The 17077-nt window shown below is 40.0% G+C and carries 16 protein-coding genes and 1 CRISPR repeat array; of the genes, 12 read left to right on the top strand and 4 right to left on the bottom strand.

Annotation, left to right across the window (positions count from 1 at the left end):
• The first annotated feature begins 31 nt into the window (after positions 1–31).
• Positions 32–310, top strand: a complete 279-nt coding sequence (locus ACZ5YP_RS01140) for a hypothetical protein (RefSeq protein WP_464835417.1) — start codon at positions 32–34, stop codon at positions 308–310.
• 26 nt (positions 311–336) lie between these two features.
• On the opposite strand, the gene ACZ5YP_RS01135 is transcribed toward ACZ5YP_RS01140, so the two are convergent.
• Positions 337–1848 carry a family 4 glycosyl hydrolase gene (locus ACZ5YP_RS01135; RefSeq protein ID WP_464835416.1) on the bottom strand — a complete coding sequence of 504 codons (1512 nt, stop codon included), beginning with the start codon at positions 1846–1848 and terminating at the stop codon, positions 337–339.
• Between the two features lie 77 nt (positions 1849–1925).
• On the opposite strand from ACZ5YP_RS01135, the gene ACZ5YP_RS01130 reads away from it, so the two are divergent.
• Entirely contained in the window at positions 1926–2708 is a 783-nt protein-coding gene (locus tag ACZ5YP_RS01130; RefSeq protein WP_464835414.1) for a PIG-L deacetylase family protein, read from the top strand.
• Between the two features lie 12 nt (positions 2709–2720).
• On the opposite strand, the gene mcm is transcribed toward ACZ5YP_RS01130, so the two are convergent.
• A complete protein-coding gene (mcm, locus tag ACZ5YP_RS01125) occupies positions 2721–4853 on the bottom strand; it encodes a minichromosome maintenance protein MCM (RefSeq protein ID WP_464835413.1) in 2133 nt (710 codons plus the stop codon).
• Positions 4850–5443, bottom strand: a complete 594-nt coding sequence (locus ACZ5YP_RS01120) for a GINS complex subunit Sld5 (protein ID WP_464835412.1) — start codon at positions 5441–5443, stop codon at positions 4850–4852. The genes mcm and ACZ5YP_RS01120 overlap by 4 nt, the downstream gene beginning before the upstream one ends.
• Positions 5444–5510: 67 nt before the next feature.
• On the opposite strand from ACZ5YP_RS01120, the gene ACZ5YP_RS01115 reads away from it, so the two are divergent.
• From ACZ5YP_RS01115 to ACZ5YP_RS01070, 10 genes are all read left to right on the top strand, one after another.
• Positions 5511–6503 carry a replication factor C small subunit gene (locus ACZ5YP_RS01115; RefSeq protein ID WP_464835411.1) on the top strand — a complete coding sequence of 331 codons (993 nt, stop codon included), beginning with the start codon at positions 5511–5513 and terminating at the stop codon, positions 6501–6503.
• Between the two features lie 12 nt (positions 6504–6515).
• Positions 6516–7781, top strand: a complete 1266-nt coding sequence (locus ACZ5YP_RS01110) for a replication factor C large subunit (RefSeq protein WP_464835928.1) — start codon at positions 6516–6518, stop codon at positions 7779–7781.
• A 158-nt stretch (positions 7782–7939) separates the two neighbouring features.
• Positions 7940–8401, top strand: a complete 462-nt coding sequence (locus ACZ5YP_RS01105) for a Tfx family DNA-binding protein (RefSeq protein ID WP_464835410.1) — start codon at positions 7940–7942, stop codon at positions 8399–8401.
• Positions 8402–8403: 2 nt separating this feature from the next.
• The gene (locus tag ACZ5YP_RS01100) at positions 8404–9423 is read left to right on the top strand and encodes a molybdopterin-binding protein (RefSeq protein ID WP_464835409.1); all 1020 of its coding nucleotides are present in this window, start codon (positions 8404–8406) and stop codon (positions 9421–9423) included.
• Position 9424: 1 nt separating this feature from the next.
• Positions 9425–10303, top strand: a complete 879-nt coding sequence (locus ACZ5YP_RS01095; RefSeq protein WP_464835408.1) for a substrate-binding domain-containing protein — start codon at positions 9425–9427, stop codon at positions 10301–10303.
• Entirely contained in the window at positions 10291–11097 is an 807-nt protein-coding gene (locus ACZ5YP_RS01090; RefSeq protein ID WP_464835407.1) for an ABC transporter permease subunit, read from the top strand. Before ACZ5YP_RS01095 ends, ACZ5YP_RS01090 begins: the two co-directional genes overlap by 13 nt.
• A 39-nt stretch (positions 11098–11136) precedes the next feature.
• A complete protein-coding gene (locus tag ACZ5YP_RS01085; RefSeq protein WP_464835406.1) occupies positions 11137–11973 on the top strand; it encodes an XdhC family protein in 837 nt (278 codons plus the stop codon).
• Between the two features lie 660 nt (positions 11974–12633).
• Entirely contained in the window at positions 12634–12981 is a 348-nt protein-coding gene (locus ACZ5YP_RS01080; protein ID WP_464835405.1) for a hypothetical protein, read from the top strand.
• Between the two features lie 740 nt (positions 12982–13721).
• Positions 13722–13877: a hypothetical protein gene (locus ACZ5YP_RS01075; RefSeq protein ID WP_464835404.1), complete on the top strand. Its 156-nt coding sequence runs from the start codon at positions 13722–13724 to the stop codon at positions 13875–13877.
• Between the two features lie 120 nt (positions 13878–13997).
• Positions 13998–14765 carry a hypothetical protein gene (locus ACZ5YP_RS01070; protein WP_464835403.1) on the top strand — a complete coding sequence of 256 codons (768 nt, stop codon included), beginning with the start codon at positions 13998–14000 and terminating at the stop codon, positions 14763–14765.
• Between the two features lie 3 nt (positions 14766–14768).
• Here the strand turns inward: ACZ5YP_RS01070 and ACZ5YP_RS01065 are convergent, their stop codons facing one another.
• Positions 14769–15704, bottom strand: a complete 936-nt coding sequence (locus ACZ5YP_RS01065) for a hypothetical protein (protein ID WP_464835402.1) — start codon at positions 15702–15704, stop codon at positions 14769–14771.
• 280 nt (positions 15705–15984) lie between these two features.
• A CRISPR array of direct repeats spans positions 15985–16663; the repeat unit is 24 nt; unit sequence CTTTCAATTCTTTCTATTGTATTC.
• Positions 16664–17077: the final 414 nt, after the last annotated feature.

The following is a 17077-nucleotide window of genomic DNA, read 5'->3' as shown; positions in this document are numbered from 1 at the left end:
TTTTTAAGGTTTTATACAATGGTTTGTCTCAATGGGTGGTTATGGGTTGAGTGAAGTAAAAGAAATATTGTTTGTTGTAAAAGTAGGAGAGAAAGAAATACCGATAACAGAAGACTTACTTAAAATTATTCGTGAATATATTAGAACACCTATGAGTCTCGAAGAACTAGCTGAGAGACTTGGTCTTGAAGGCTGGGAGGAAGCCTACGAGTTTATTAAAGCACTGCCATTATGGGTAATGTGGACTCCTCCATCTCTATGGGAGTATAGAAGACAGTGGATTGCAGAGAAAAAAGCTGTGGGTAAGTAGTGAATTCAAAAATTATTTTTATAGTGTTACGAGTAGTGTTTTGCCATTTCTTCGTTTCCTGGTAGTTTGAGTATATCGTCTATTACATTGTTTACTTGTTCTGTACTCTTTGTTCTAGGGTCTACTATTAGCCAGTTGAACAAGTGGTCTCTACCACCTTCTAGAAATGCTTCTATTGCCCACTCTGCCCTCATTAGTCTTGGTAGTAGTACTTGGTTGAGTATTTTTCTGGGTATACTACTCGTTACTATTGGCTCTACACCTCTACCACTTACTCTCGCTGGTACTTCAACAGCTACATTGCTTGGTAGACTACTTATTGCACCATTATTCAATGTGTTTACCTGTATTGGTACAGGTATTTTCACCCCCATTGGAAGGTGGAGGTAGTACCATGATTTCTCGATGTTGTTTGCAAGAGAATCTATAATTTCAACAAGTGACTCGCCGCTTGGTCTTGGTGGATACTTCGATGTAATGGGTGTTGTTAAATCATAGACGGCGTTTGCTAGTTCTCGCATTTTTCCTCTCAGGTGGGCTATATACATTGCCCAACCTATCTCTGAGTCTGGCCCGCCGTATGGTCCATACCAATACTGTTTTGTTTTTAGATTCCAGTGGTATTTCCATGTACCTCCACGTACAGTGTCTCCTATTGGTAGGAGTCCATAGGTTTTATACATGTCTATTGCTGCTGGTGATAAATCAACTTCGAATGGGTTGTGATAGTATTCCCTCCATGTCTTCCAGTATTTCTCGGCGTCTTCTTTTATCCATTCATCTAGGTATTTATAGGCGTCTTCACCCCTATACTTGAATTTTGTCAGCCATATTACGTGGTTGAAGCCGAGCATTTCTACTTCTACTTCGCGTGGGTCGACTACTTGTATGGTGTTGAAATAGCATTCTGGCTCCTCCATAGCGCATTTAACGACCATGTCGTATCCATGTTCTTTCATTAAACGCATACCTAGTACTAGTATAGCTGATTTCAAGTAGCCTAGATGTCCATGGCATAAACCAATGTATTTAACCCTGGATTCTCTAAAAGCCAGTGTTGAAAGCTCGAATACTGGGTTTGCTACATTTATCATCCAAGCGTTGGGTGCATACTCTTCGATGTCTCTTAGTATATTCATGAATAGTTTGAATTGATAGTAGCCCCATATAGTGTGGTAGTCGCTCACGTAATTCCATTCAACACTGTTAATCCCCCTGTAATACCCATGTTTCTCCGAGATTTCTCTTAGTAGTTCATAGTACGAGTGTCCTCCAGCCATTGCAGAGTTTACTACGAAATCTGCTTCTCTAATGGCTTCGACTCTACTTGTTGTCTTGTATACCCGGGCTTTAACACCTAGTTCATCAATGTATCGCTTGGTAAATCCATATATTACATCCAGCCTCCATTCATCAATATCCATGAGCCAAATGTCAATTCTATCTCTAAGCCTCTCGTTTATCAATAAGTCGACAACTATTGTACTAGACCATACAGCACTACCAGCACCAATAAAAGCTATTTTCAATCTATCCAACTAAACCCCCACTATAAACTAGCATCTTAATTAGTATAAAAAGAGAGCGGTAGATAATAGTTCATGGAGGATAAACCTTGAAACAAGAATGGCTTGAAATATACTCCTCACTAGTTAAACAAATAGAACCTGATTACAAGAGACCACTTGAAGTATCAAGAAAAGTACTATGTGTATCACCACACCCAGACGACTGTGAAATAGGTGCGGGTGGTACAATAGCTAGAGCTACTAAGAGCGGGGTAAAAGTAGACTTGGTTGTCGTAACAGATGGATCAAAGGGAACACTCAACCCTCATGCAAGAGAAGAAGAAGTAGCATCAACTAGGAGGAGGGAGCAAGAAGAGAGCGCTAAAGTCCTCGGAGTAGAAAACATATATTTTCTTGGAGTACGAGATGGAGAATTAACATTTAACTATGATGTACTAAATAAACTGATAACCATTATTAGAATAACGCGTCCAGACCTTGTATTAACACCAGACCCATACCTCCCATATGAAGCACACCCAGACCACTACTACACTGGTAGACTAGTATCAGCCGCTGTATTGTTTTCTGGTATGCCATTGTTTAACAAACAAGACCTTGAGAAAGGACTAACTCCACATTCGCCTAGATTTATTGGCTACTACTATACGAGTAGACCGAACACCATTGTTGATGTTTCAAACTATGTAGAATACAAGATAAGCGCGCTGAGAAAACATAGGTCTCAATTTGAAAACGAAGACTTCTTACTCTTCATTTTAAAATACATGGAGTTATCTGGTAGTAAAATAGGTGTTAAATATGCAGAGGAATTCAAAATACTCCCAGTAAAACTACTCCATATAACTCCGTTTATAGAATACCTCTAATTTATTTGATGACTATACTTTTCTGATTTTTCCTAGTCTTGGATATGTTATTTCTCCACTCTGCCATAATTCATCTATGACTTCTTTTGCAAAGTCTACTTCAAATCCTTCTCTACGTGCGAGTTCAAGTAGCTGTGCAAGCTCCATTTCTCCACCGACTTCTTTTAGTTTCTCGAATAACCATTTAGTAAACTTCTTTTTCTTTTCTCTTCGTGAGGCTGATTCTCCTGTTTCAATTATATCTATATCTAGTTTACCTGTTTCCACGTCTAATCCTACTTTTGCTAGTGTAGCCATCATTATACGAATTGCTTCTTCAGCGTCTTCAACTGTAGCCTTGCTTCTCAAAGCCATTTTTGCATGTGCTTCTGTGAGCCTTATTAGTGCTTCTAGCTGTCTCGGAGTTATAGCTATAGCGGAGACTCCCTCCTCGCCTGTTGTTAGAGAGGCTTGTCTTAATCCAACATAGAATTCTTCTATTAATCTTGCTGCTTCGGGTGTGAGTTGTGGTCTTATATACCTCCTCGCGTAGCTAATGTATTTCTTTAGTAGTTGTGGATCTATAAATCCACGTGCTTTATCTGCTTCTGTGTGAATACCGAGTATGTGTCTTGCTAGTTTTCTATCTTGATCTTTGTGTGGAATATCTCTTATAATAAATATCAAGTCGAATCTCGAGAGGATTGTGGGGGGTAAGTCGATGTTTTTACTTATTGAGAGGGTTGAATCATATCTTCCATGTTTTGGATTACCAGCAGCTAGTACAGATGCTCTCGCGTTTAGTCTTGCTACTATACCTGCTTTTGCAATACTAACTGTTTGTTGCTCGAGTGCTTCGTGTATTGCACTTCTATCTTCTTCCCTCATTTTGTCTATTTCGTCTATACAGGCTACTCCACCATCAGCTAGAACTAGTGCTCCTGCTTCTAAGTAGTATTCTCCAGTTGTCTTGTCTCGGAGTACTGTGGCTGTTAAACCAGCAGCTGTTGAGCCCTTACCACTAGTGTATAATCCACGTGGGGCTATTTTAGCAGTGAATTGTAGTAGTTGTGATTTAGCTGTACCGGGATCGCCGGTTAATAATACGTGTATGTCTCCCCTGATTCTAGTGCCGTCGGGTAGGATTTTGGGTGTTCCACCAAACAGCATTAGAGCTATTGCTTCCTTTATATCCCAGTTTCCATATATACCCGGTGCTATACTAGCAATTATTTTTTCTCTGATCCACGGGTCTCTCGACAACTCTAAAATAGCTTCTTCGTCTTCTTTTGTAATAACTATTTCCTCTAATACTTTCTCCTGGACTTCTACGTGGTTGACATCTATGTAGAAGTAGTATAGACTCCTAGAGCTCCTTGCTTCTGGAGTACCCGCAATTGGTGCTACACGGAGAATACCTGTGATTACTACTCTATCTCCTGGTCTAACAGAGTCTACGAGGTCTGCTGTTAAAATGGCTTCAATAGACCTGGGTATTTGGCCGCCTGGTACTTCTTCTGGTTTTTCTTGGACTACTATTTTCTGCCAGTCGATGAACTCTGATTTCTCTATTATTAACTCGAATTTCCCTCCTGATTTACGGCATATGGGGCAGTATGGGGGTTTCTCTATTCGATCAGTGAAGTATCCTTCTTCTGGATAGTCGAATTCGTGGTCTTCTTGTTCTCCTGGTTTTTGTTCTTCTTTCTCCTCTCTGGCAACTATGATGTGTTTGAATCTTGCTCTAACCATTTTGGCATCGATTCTTGTGACTCTTGTAACTATTCCCTCGATTGCAATTAGTTTTCCAAGGTAGTCTGTGTTTAGATTTCTTATTTTGAGTATTTGTGGTGGATTGCGTATTCTCACATAGAATCTCTTTGTTTGATTAGCGTATTCGGGGTTTTCGGTTTTAACAATGTCTTTTAGAGCTAGTGAGAACTCTTCAAGGGCTTTTTCTGGATTGTCTAGTATGTAGTTTGCTAGTGATGGGTCGTATAGGATTAAGTCGTCGAAGTCTACTATTAGACTCTTCTGGTTTAATCTAATCAACTGTCTAATTCTCTCAACGTATTTAGCAATGCCTTCACTAGACCTGAACTCTAGTAGAAATACCTTGAATCTCTGGACGTAGTCTTCAACTACCAGTGTACTCGTAGCTGTCACCTTTTCTCTCTAAAATCGAATACTCTTGAATTATATGTATCAATAACTGTTTTTAGTGAGTGGTATAATTGTTTTTCTTCTTCGCTTAGATTGCTCAGTATTTCTGGTGAAACCTCGCTTGTAAGAATATTGAGTATTTTACTTAAACGAGTTCTATAGAGTTCTCTCGTCATACTCTCCATTCTTGAATACGATTGTAGTACTTGTTGTACTCTACTGATATCGCTTATTTCCTTGAATAGTGTTTTAATAGTTTCTATTATTTGCTCTTTGATCCTCGTGTAGAAGTATCCTTGTAGCTTCTCGAATTTTAATTGTCCTTTTGAACGGGATTCATTGAATTGAAGTCTAGCAACAATGTTTTCCTCGATTGGTGCTTCGGAAATCTTTGCCAGTCCTTTTTCAGCTAGGTATTTGGCAAGCCACCGTGGAAGCGTGTATTCAGATCCCTTTATGAGTTCAATATATCCATCTTCCAAGAAAACCTTCATGTTCTGTCCAATATAGACTATTTTAACTTCTTCCTCCTCGTACTCTCTCTGTACTAGCTCAGTGTTTAAAACAAGTGATAGTTCTAGGAGTCCAGTCAAAAAGCACCCCCTATTCATATTGAAAACACACTCCCTTTTATTACCCTTTCCTTTAATCATAGTTTTAATGGGGTATTACTGGTGGTATGTTTTGAGTGAGCTTCTCTGGGCTGAGAAGTATAGACCTAAAACACTAGACGAGGTAATTAACCAGAAAGAAATAGTTGAAAGACTCAAGAAGTTTGTAGCTGAGAGAAATATTCCCCACATGTTGTTTGCCGGTCCACCAGGGACCGGAAAAACCACTGTTGCTCACGCTCTCGCACATGATCTTTATGGTGAAAACTACAGGCAGTATATGTTGGAGTTAAACGCTTCAGACGAGAGGAAAATAGAAGTTATTAGAACAAAAGTAAAAGAGTTTGCCAGGTCGAAGGTTGTAGGAGAGGTGGGCTTTAAAATAGTGTTATTGGATGAAGCAGACAATATGACTTCTGATGCGCAACAAGCTCTTAGAAGACTCATGGAGCTTTATTCTGCAAATACAAGGTTTATTCTTACAGCTAACTATCCAAGCAAGATCATCGAGCCAATTCAAAGTAGGTGTGCAGTCTTTAGGTTTACAGCGCTGAAGAAAGAAGATGTTGTACCAAGACTACAATATATTTGTCAAAACGAGAACTTGAAATGCCGTGAACGAGCACTAGAAGTAATCTACGAGTTATCAGAGGGAGATATGAGGAGGGCAATAAACATACTACAATCAGCTGCTGCACTTGGTGAAGTAACCGAGGAAGTAGTCTACAAAGTTGTTGGATTAGCTCATCCAAGAGAAATAAGAGAAATGATCCAGTTGGCACTAGCAGGAAACTTCCTTGAAGCTAGAAAGAAACTAAGGGATTTAATGATCACGTATGGATTGAGTGGACTAGACGTTATTAAACAAGTACATAGAGAGATATTTTCCTCTGATTTAAAGATTCCAGAAGACCTCCGCGTAATGATCGCCGACTATGCTGGTGAAATACAGTTTAGACTGGTTGAGGGAGCAGATGATGAAATACAGTTAAACGCGTTTCTAGCGAGACTAGCACTACTAGGTAGAAAGTTCAAGGTGTAGTAGTTTTTGAGTATGCGAAACCTACCCTGGATAATAAAGTATAGGCCGAAACACATAGACGAAGTAGTAAACCAGGAAGAAGCAAAACAAAAACTAATTGCATGGTTAAAATCATGGGAGACCGGGAAACCACAGAAGAAAGCAGTTCTACTACACGGGCCGGCGGGTTGCGGTAAAACAAGCCTGGTGGAGGCGATCGCCAAGACCTATGGCTATGAAATATTCGAGATGAATGCTAGTGATAGTAGGAGGAAAGAAGACATTGAAAGACTGGCAAAAACAGCATCTCAAACCTCTGCGCTAAGAGGTAAAAAGAAAATTATACTACTAGATGAAGTAGATGGCTTAGACCCAAGAGCAGATATGGGAGGTGTTGAAGCACTAGTCGAGGTTATTAAAAACACTAGAAACCCAATTATAATGACTGCGAACAACCCGTATAGAGAACACTTAAAGCCCCTTAGAGACCTCGCAGAAGTAATAGCAATGAATAGACTGAAAGAAACAGACGTGGTTAAAGTACTCCAGAAGATATGTTCAGCTGAGAAAATAGAGTGTGAACAAGAAGCACTACGTGAAATAGCAAAGAGGAGCGAGGGTGATTTGAGAAGTGCAATAAACGATCTCCAGGCAGCTGTTATAGATGGAAGAGTTACTCTTCAATCAGTTAAAGCAGTATCAACATATAGAGATAGAGTGTATGCTCCATGGGAGGCGCTACGAAAGCTCTTTTCAGCACAGTATGTTTTTCAAGCAAAAGACGCTGTTACATCGACTGATCTAGACCCGGAGGAAATGAAGACCTGGATAAATGAACACATTCCAACATGGTACGACAACCCCGAAGAAGTCTGGAGGGCTTATGAAGCACTTAGTAGAGCAGACGTCTATTTTGGTAGAATAGTTAAAACACAAAACTGGGATCTACTATCATACGCACTCGACATGATGGGCCCTGGCGTGGCATTTGCTAGAAAACAGTATAAAGGTAAATTCGTAGCATTCAAAATGCCGGAGAGAATAAGAATACTGTCCGAGACCAAGAAGTCTAGGGAATACAGGGAGGCACTGGCAGAATACTTTGCTTCTAGACTCCTCACTAGTAAGGCAACTGTGAAAGCAGAGTTTATACCATACTTGAGAGTAATATTTACAAATAATCCAAAATACGCTGCTGCAATAGCGAGAGAATACAAGCTCCCCGAGGAGTTGATAACTTGGCTTGCTGGTCCAAGAGCAAAAGAAGTACTCTCCTACTTGAAGAAGCCGGTTAAATAACCTGTTTTTAATCAATAGTTTCCCTATTTATTCCCTAGTAGACTTTTTACTATGGATTCTACTTGTCTATGGAAACCAATAGACAAAACACTACATAATAATTTAAATCCCCAGCGTGGTTTAAACTATAATTAGTTGACAAGCAAAGAGTGGATTTGATGAGTAAATACGGGTTTTTAACTAGAAAACAAGTTGTTGTATTGAAATACTGGTTGAATGGATATACCACTAGAGAAATAGCTGGGAGACTGGGTGTTTCACACCAAGATGTAGCGTTGACTATTAAACGAGCAGTTAGAAACATTGAGAAGGCAGAGTCTACACTCTTGGTTTACAGATTACTCTCTGCAAAGTCGAAAATAGTGTTGAGAGAGGGTACTAGGCTCGTAGACGTCCCCGGTATTATATTTGAAGAAGCAGATAGAATTGGAGTGAGGGTTAACGCTGACTTCACATTGATTTTTAAATTATTGAGGTTTAAAGCAAGGGGTTGTATTGGAGACAAGGTCGTCAAGAAACCAGTGCTCGTACTGCTCTATGGAGATGGAGAAGTAGACGTGTTGCCCTTGGAGAGGGTTTCAAGTCTACTCATCGAACTAGATTCTATAGGGGTGGCTTAGTAGTGATTGTTGCTGTTAGAGCACGTGAAGCAATAGGTATGAAGCTAGCTCAAGACTATACCTGTGTAACACCTAGCTACAAGGGAGCAGTGAAGAAGAAGGGAGATGTTGTACGAGAAGAAGACGTGGAGTTACTAGAGAAGTGTGGGCACTTCGTTGTATACGTCTACGATGAAGACCCTGGTAAACCAGGATATATACATGAAGACGAAGCAGTAGATATGCTGGCTAGTGTAATAACCGGGCCCTATTTGAGAATAGAACACCGTGAAGAAGCAAAGGCATTTATATACAGTGAGGAGAGGGGTTTAGTAACGATAAACACTACTGGTTTAAAAATAATAAATGAGAGCGGGGTCTTCGTTGTTGTAACGAGAAAGACTGGTTGCTTCCTAGATAGAAATGAGTTGGTTGGTGTAGTAGAGTTAATTCCAATGTATATATCACAAAGTGAATTCAATGAAATAGTAGAGAAGGTAAAACCACATCTACCAATTATTAATCTACACCCTGCCCGCACAGTGAGAATAGGGGTTGTGGTTACTGGTACAGAGGTTGCTTCTGGACTAGTTAGAGATGAGGCTTCACCCGTTGTAGTAGAGAAGATTAAGAGGTATGGCGGGGTACCAGGCGACATAGTATACGCTGTAGACGACGAGGATGAAATAGCTGGAAGAATACTACAACTACTTGAAACACACGATGCTGTTATCGCCACGGGTGGTATGAGTGTTGATCCAACCGACTACACACCACACGCTATTAGGAAAATAGCTGATGAAGTAGTAGTGTATGGATTGCCAATCAAGCCGACAACTATGACTATGCTTGCTTATAGGAGTGGTAAGCCTATAATCGGGGTTTCAGCTGGAATAATATACTTTAGAGAAGAGAATGCACTAGACGTTCTACTACCCTGGATCGTGGCTGGTGTTAAAATTCCACGCGAGTATCTCGTATCGCTTGGTGAGGGAGGCCTCTTCAAATCCTTCCTAGACAAGGCGGGAAGGAGGACTGGTTGAAATGGATAAATACATAGTTGTACTACTCAGTATTATACTACCCGGTGCAATCGGGTTTTTTGGTTTAATAGGTTTAACTCACGGTTTATACTCGAGTAGTAGTGGAGTTAATGGAGAATTAATTGTTTATACTCCTCCAGTACTAGCTAAAATAGTCGAGGAGTTCTCTGGTTTCTTCGAGGAGAGGTATGGTGTGAGAGTCAATGTCGTCGTGGATAGTACTGGTAGATTGCTCACGAGACTTGAGACGACTATGCAGGGTGATATACTTGTCACAGCTGACCACTACTTCATGGAGGAGGCTGTTAAAAGAGGGCTCGTTAACCCCGAGTCTACTAGGAGGATAAGTATTATTGTACCAGTAGTATTGTTTCACAGGGATTCTAGTTTTAAACCACTAGATATACGTGATCTACCAAGGCTCTCCATGGAGGGAGCGAAAATCGCTATTGCAGACCCGAAGGCTTCTCCTTTTGGTAGAATGGCTTATAATCTACTCGTGAAGACAAGTGTTTACAGTGTATTGGAGAATAGACTGTGTGTATATTCTGATGTAGGAGTTGTAGCGAGGTATTTATCACTCGGGGAAGTCGATATTGCTATTCTCCCCCATATTGTTAAATACTGGTATCCCAGCGAGTTGGAAATTGTGTGGTTGAAACCAGAAGATATTAGTGGTATTGCTAGTTGCCAGTTAATTGGTATTACACGATACGCTGTTAACAAGGGTTTAGCTGGGTTGTTTATTGAGGAGTTTACTCGTTATGCTTCATCACTTGATCCTGTGAGGACGGGGTTTGTATATAATATTAGTGATTTATCAAAGATTGCACCTTACGACTATAGAGGTATTGAGTTGCCGGTGGTGTGCAGTCTTTGAATGACGGGTTTTTCTTTAAGGCTGTGATGGTATTTATTATTCTATTAATTGCTTTATTGTTGACCACGCCATTCATGGTTTTGTTTTCTAGTGTGGTGTTTATTGAAGAAGAGTTTATTAGTGATTTTACCTGGGCGTTTCTACTCTCGTTGTTTTCTTCTCTGCTCTCTGCTTCTATATCTGTAATGCTTGTACTACCTGTTTCCTACTATACTTCTAGGTTTCTACGTGGTTGGAGGCGTAGAATTGTCTATTCATTGTTGATGGTTACAGCTGTTATTACTCCTTCTGCTACTGGTGTTCTCCTCTTGGAGTTTTTCACGTTGAATCCTCTTGGTGGTTATTTAAACAGGGTTTTCGGTGTTGTCGGCGATGTAGAGGGTGTTGTTGTAGCCCAGTTGTTTGTATCTATACCTATTGCTTTCAGCTACTATGCTGCTTTATTTGCGAGTGTTTCAAGGGTTTACGAAGAGCTGGCTTTGGAGTCTGGTTTGACTAGGATTGGCTATTTATACCGTGTTCTCCTCCCTATGCTTAGGGGTAGAGTGCTGGCTGGGTATGTACTCGTATTCTCCAGGGCTTTTAGTGATTTTGGTGCTTCATTGATACTTGGTGGTGGTATTAGGGGTAGGACTTGGACTCTCCCAATACTAGTGTACTCGGCGACCTATATGGGTGGATTGGTTACTGTTTCAACTGTTCTCGCGTTTTACCTGGTTTTCGCTGTTTTACTATACTACTTTCTATCTGGCCTCGAGGAGAGAGGGGTGGGTGGGGTTGAAGAGGTGGAGTAGGCTTTTTGATACACATGGTTTAATATTGTATCTTGGAGAGTGGTCGCCTTGAATGAATACGATGTTTTGAACTGGGTTCTCGGAGAACTGTCGAGGGGGAGGAGGGTTGCACTAGTGGCTATTACTGGGAAGGAGGGCAGCGGCCCCAGAGACCCCGGGGCAATGATGGCTGTTTCAAGTAGTGGTGAGAGAATGGGGACTATTGGCGGTGGAGACGTCGAGAAAATCATTGTCGAAGAGGCATTGAAGGCGCTGGGAGAGGACAAGCCGAGGAAACTGAGAATATCTCTTGGAGCCGAGAATCCACCACCAGACGCTAAACAAGCTCATGCTCTATGTGGCGGTGTAATAGAAGTATTTATCAATGTACTACACCCGAAGCCGCGTTTAATACTAGTGGGGGGAGGTCATGTTGGTAAACCAATAGGGGATATAGGTAATCTACTAGGATACCGGGTAGTAGTACTCGATACAAAACCAGAACTAGCAAACACTGAGAGATATCCCTACGCAGAGAGAATTATTGTTGGAGACATACCCCTAGAACTAGGCAAACTAGAACTAGGCGTAGAAGACATTGTTGTAATAGCGTATGGAGACCCAGAAGTAGACTATAAATCACTAAAAACACTACTGGAAAAAGACTTCAAAGGCCACGCATGGATACTATGTAGTAGGAAGAGAGCATCATGGATGCTAGAGAGACTAGCAAGAGAAGGCTTCAATATAGAAGAATACAAGAGTAGAATACACATGCCAGCCGGACTAGACATAAAATCAGACACACCAGGAGAAATAGCAGTCAGTATATGGGCAGAAATAATCTGCGAGAAGAAAAAATGTGAAAAACCAGTGAAAACACTAAGTATAATCTAATACAATAAACCAACACTAGCAAAGACTTCAAGTACTCGTGGTAGTTGTAGTTTCAGAGTTGTCGGGAGAGGCCTAGTAAGCGTGGAATCACTATTCACCAAGTGACTCGGGGGCATCAAGGAAACCATAAGACTAATCCTAGCAATAACAGTAGTAAACCACGAGAACTCCACATATCTTAGAAGAGAAAGCTACTACGAGTACTAGGCTTGACTAGAGAAACCAGTGAGATGTAATGTAGAAAAAAATCCAAGTAGAAGGGGTGTTCATAGATTAAACGTATTGAAATACCTGGTCTTCTATGTGTTCTCCTACTCTAATACCCCTGTTGCCGTGTAGTCTGGTATTTTAATTATTATAATAGAGGCTCTTGCCAACATGGATTATAAGCGCTAATGAGGCGATTTCACTGAAGAATACTACAACTACTATAACGCGTGGACCTACTTGTTTATTACTAGTGCTCGCTATATCCAGTATATAGCTCGATATTCAATTCTATTAGAGTAGCTATATATGTAGCACTCTTTATTCCAAGTGTGGATAATTTCTCATCGTATCGCTATACTTGGAGTTGTCATTGTGTATAGACTTACAATTACTGCTACATATAAATTAATAGGGCTCTGCTAGTAGTTTAACATGGAGTTCGGTGTCTTAGTGTTAGAGAGTGTACTTGAGAATTTACCATTGGCGATTGCAGGGGGTATTGGAGGAGTTATAGGTATTATTATCTCCGAGATTGTTCTTGCGAAGTTAAAATGGGCTGGGAGACAGTGGCCACCGAGTATAAGGAGAGTTACTATACTTGCTTTAATATACTTCCCAATAACTCTATTATACGTCTTATTTGTTTTAACTGTACTCTACCCTCTCGGATTAAAACCCAGCCCTAGAGATATCCTCTATATTACAATCACGATTATAGTAACACTAGCTGTTTTAAAAGTAACTGGAAAAATCAAAAAACACACTAGGAAGCAAAGAGTTGGAGTAACACCGAGTTAATTCCAACCCATTTTTCTCCAAATACATAGTTTACATATACTTTCTACTCCTCAGAGTAATCACGTAGAGGACTATAAGTGAATTAAATCTCTATATTTCCAAACAATTCCCATCTCTTATATTTGCTCTTAAAGCAATAAACAGACCCTCTCACTACTGATGCATAAGTAGTCCATTGTATGTAGGGAGAGTTCTACGGGTGTTTTCACGTGATATAAGGCCGTAAGAATATTTTCACTTACTCCTTATGAGACTTATCAAGGAGGACTCAGAAGCCTACTCACCACGTTACAAAAGACTTTAACAGTAGATGGCCCAGCCTAAATTAAACGCTCGCGAAATAATTCTTAAACTTGGCGATCACACGTTTTTGAACCATGGAACATAATTAGGACTTCGCCGAAGTCTCTATTTTTAGTTGTATAGATTATAGACTAGGAGTATTGTGTTTAATACTACAATAATTCAACTATAGGAAACATGGGATAGACAAGTATATTTAAATATGGGTTGCCTGGAATTACTTGAGGTTTAATTAAGCATTTTGTATTAAAGGCATAAATAGAAATCATAGAAATCGAAAATACATTGATGTATAAGTGCGAGGTGGTTTCTCTATTACTGAGTATGTAGGGAGTGTCGAGTTTCAACTCGAAAACGCAGTGAAAAGAGCTACGGATGTTATACGATTGGTCTTAATAGCTTATTTGAATTAGCAACGAGAAATCCTAGTTGCTGTATTGAAAGACTATGTGGGTTCTAGTCCATACATTCATGGTGTTAGAGGTATTTCCGTGAGTAAGAGGTTAAATATTCAGTCTCTTGAACGCCACTTCCTAGTTTTAAGAGATATACCACTAGCTAATGTGTGCTTTGATAAGGCATTGATAGAGTAGCTGGTTTGAATTAGTGAGAAGTGTATACAAGCTATTGAGAATTCCCCGATTCTATCAATACTAGTGAATCTAGCTGTATTCTTCGATTTTCTCGGAACTGGTGAATACCAACTGGGTGACTTGAAGAATAAAGTTTCGAGTGTGCTTAGCTTTGGAGTCGATGTTCTCCGGAATATTGCTTATCTAGTTATATTGTTTCCAGTAGTAGTTAGAGTAGTCTGTAGAGACGTAGACATTTACAGCTACTTGGTATTGAATTTCGATAGTATAAAGTCGAAGAGGCCTAGAGGTAAGAGACGAGATGTAGCTGAACTCTTCACAACTTCTTTGATGTCTATTTGTCCAGATATTGATGAAGCTAGAGTAATTCTACTATCACACATAGTAAAGAAATCCTCGATATGGTTTCCTAGACGCCTAGAGACCCGAGAGTATATTTCTCTACCTCTACACTTAGAAAAATACATCTATGCAACTCCTACACGTGAAATTCTAGACGGTATCATAGCAGAAGTTCTCGGAGACCTAGGATTCGACGTGAAAATCAATGCTAGAATGGAGTCTAGAGTTGGAGAGCCTATAGAGGTGGATGTCTACGCCACTAGGTATGCGGGAGATACAAAGTTCTCAGTATGTGTTTCCTGCAAGAACTGGAATAGGATAATTGGAGGGAAAATAGTGGATGAAGAAATAGGTAGAGTAAGCAACTTGAAGGACGTATCTCAACTCAAAGTAATTGTAGTTAGGGAGCTAGCAGAGCTCGCTAGAAAATCAGCTTTAGCTAATGGATTCATGGTGATAGAGCTCGAGGAGAAAGTAGATACTCAAAGTGCTTTAGAGATATATAAGCAAATCTATAAAGTATTCCATGAGTTATTCCATAAATAGTGATTAGTCTAGTCTACTCTCTACCTTCCCGGCTTGTAGTGGTTTTATTTCTATGTGTCCGAAGCCTGTTGCTCGCCCCGTTCCTACTCCGAGTGTTATTGCGTGTGTGAAGATTTCTATGAGCCATTTTTTAACGTCTACTCCGTGTGTTTCTAGTTGTTTCATGTAGTTTTCGTCTATTCTATAATTTGCAAAGCCCGCTAATGCGGGTATCGGTTTGTCTGTGTAGTAGACCCATTTTACCCTCACGGTGTTCAGTATACTGTATGTCTCGTTGAATAAACGGTGTATTCTTAGTAGTTGTCTTCTAAATACTGCTTTTCTATATGTTCCCGTAGTGTGTAGTTGTAGATAGATTGGTGTTGCAAAGACGTTTATTGGTGTTGGCAGTAGTGTTTTATGCTTTCGCATTGTCTTCAATGGGTCTCTGAGGAGCGTTGGGGACGAGAATATTATTTTCACGCCCTTGTTTTTCAATGCTTCTTCTACTATCTTCTCCGCGATGTGGTGTGGATTTAAAACCTCTATTCCCATTGTTTCAACGCATACTCTCTGCTTTATGAATTCAAAGCACTCGTTGTAGTTTACTAGTGCTGATACAATATCACTGTGTTTAACTAGTGACTCGTGGAGTCCAAGGTAGAAGTAGTAGTTGGAATTCAACTCTATTATCCTCGGTGGACCAGTACACTTCGCCATCCACGCACTAGGACTGCAATTAGCATAACTATAAATACACTTAACACCCCGAGAAGTATTCTCGTAGAGCGGTGTTATATGAATCAATTTTGGAATAGATCCCCTTACAGGTTTAAAATGCTCTTCTAGCGGGGGATAAGCCCTCACAAGAATAGTCTTAACCAGCTTACTCGTATATAGATAACCATAAAAACCAGAGACTCCAACGTCAACTCTTACAAGTACAAGTTTATTAAGCATGAATAAACACCGCACCATTATAAAATCGCAAGGCATATAAATAAACATAATTAATACAAGAACACCTTGTTTGCTTCTAGGTGCTTGTCGAGATAGATTTATTTTCACTTATTGCATCAAGAGATTCTACACTGCATGCATGGATTTAGATATCAGTGTAGAGTCGTGGATGCCCCCAAATACAAGCCTCTAGATCTCTACTTATTAAACTCTCAAACCATTAAGTAACAACTTCTTTTTGCAAACACAAAGACCACTGTTTATAAAAGCAATTAAAACTCGTTCAATTCTTTCTATTGTATTCTCCGATCGCTAAATTCTTACATTTTCCTTTGTTTGCTGTTTATCTTTCAATTCTTTCTATTGTATTCTGAACTAATATATTAAATAAATGACGCGTAACTCATAAAGCTCTTTCAATTCTTTCTATTGTATTCAGGGAGAGACAGCTCGAAGCATGGGCCCAGGGGAAGCAGAACTTTCAATTCTTTCTATTGTATTCAATTTCCACGGGGGGTTTATAAACTTTATAATTATAAACTTTCAATTCTTTCTATTGTATTCTGGAGGCTATTACGATGAAAGGGAGGCCGAGAGGCTAACTTTCAATTCTTTCTATTGTATTCAGGAGCAGTGGTTAGGAGCATGGACGTCTCGATAAACCAGACTTTCAATTCTTTCTATTGTATTCGTATTCGATCACCGCATCAGCTACCTGATATGAGTCAAGCGCCTTTCAATTCTTTCTATTGTATTCTCTGGAAATCAATAGCGTTGAGGACTTATTTATTAGATGATAGAATGCTTTCAATTCTTTCTATTGTATTCCTCGAGGTCGGGAAAGTTAGCGAACGTGCTAACAATTGCTATCCTTTCAATTCTTTCTATTGTATTCTAATAGACTACATTCAAGACGCGGTAGAAGCAATAAAGACCTTTCAATTCTTTCTATTGTATTCTGTTCTTGATCTTTGATGTATTCATGTTTATTCTTTTAGCGTCTGAGTTTTTAAATATTTTGTGCTGGTGTGGGTTCATGGCTGTGATATGGGGTTGATCAGTGATCGCACCGCTAACGTAGTCTAGTATTGTTCCCTTTGGATCCTGGGATTACCCTGCCTGGCTTTATTGACTATGCTTCAATGTCTGGACTCTGTAATGGCTTGACTGACAGGTGTGATCAGGCCTGTGGCGTAGGGTGGAACCCGTTGTCTCCCATGCTCGCCGTGGGACTTGGACTAGCTATTTCTACTTGTGTCTTGTTGAGCTTAAGAAGTGATTCAATGCACTTAGTTTCGCTTTCATCAACTCGTGGCGCAAAACCACCGTGTTTCAAGCTAGATGGGGGAATCCTCAATTGTAAAGGTTGATGC

It is taken from the genome of Sulfophobococcus zilligii, from assembly GCF_055398255.1.
The sequence above is the reverse complement of the archived record's forward strand: the minus strand, read 5'-3'. Positions and strand labels throughout refer to the sequence as shown.

Excerpts from the sequence above, each read along its gene's own strand:
- ACZ5YP_RS01105 (WP_464835410.1), top strand. The coding sequence starts at position 7,940 with ATGAGTAAATACGGGTTTTTAACTAGAAAACAAGTTGTTGTATTGAAA.
- ACZ5YP_RS01065 (WP_464835402.1), bottom strand. The coding sequence starts at position 15,704 with ATGCTTAATAAACTTGTACTTGTAAGAGTTGACGTTGGAGTCTCTGGT.
- ACZ5YP_RS01110 (WP_464835928.1), top strand. The coding sequence starts at position 6,516 with ATGCGAAACCTACCCTGGATAATAAAGTATAGGCCGAAACACATAGAC.
- ACZ5YP_RS01115 (WP_464835411.1), top strand. The coding sequence starts at position 5,511 with ATGGGGTATTACTGGTGGTATGTTTTGAGTGAGCTTCTCTGGGCTGAG.
- ACZ5YP_RS01095 (WP_464835408.1), top strand. The coding sequence starts at position 9,425 with ATGGATAAATACATAGTTGTACTACTCAGTATTATACTACCCGGTGCA.
- ACZ5YP_RS01140 (WP_464835417.1), top strand. The coding sequence starts at position 32 with ATGGGTGGTTATGGGTTGAGTGAAGTAAAAGAAATATTGTTTGTTGTA.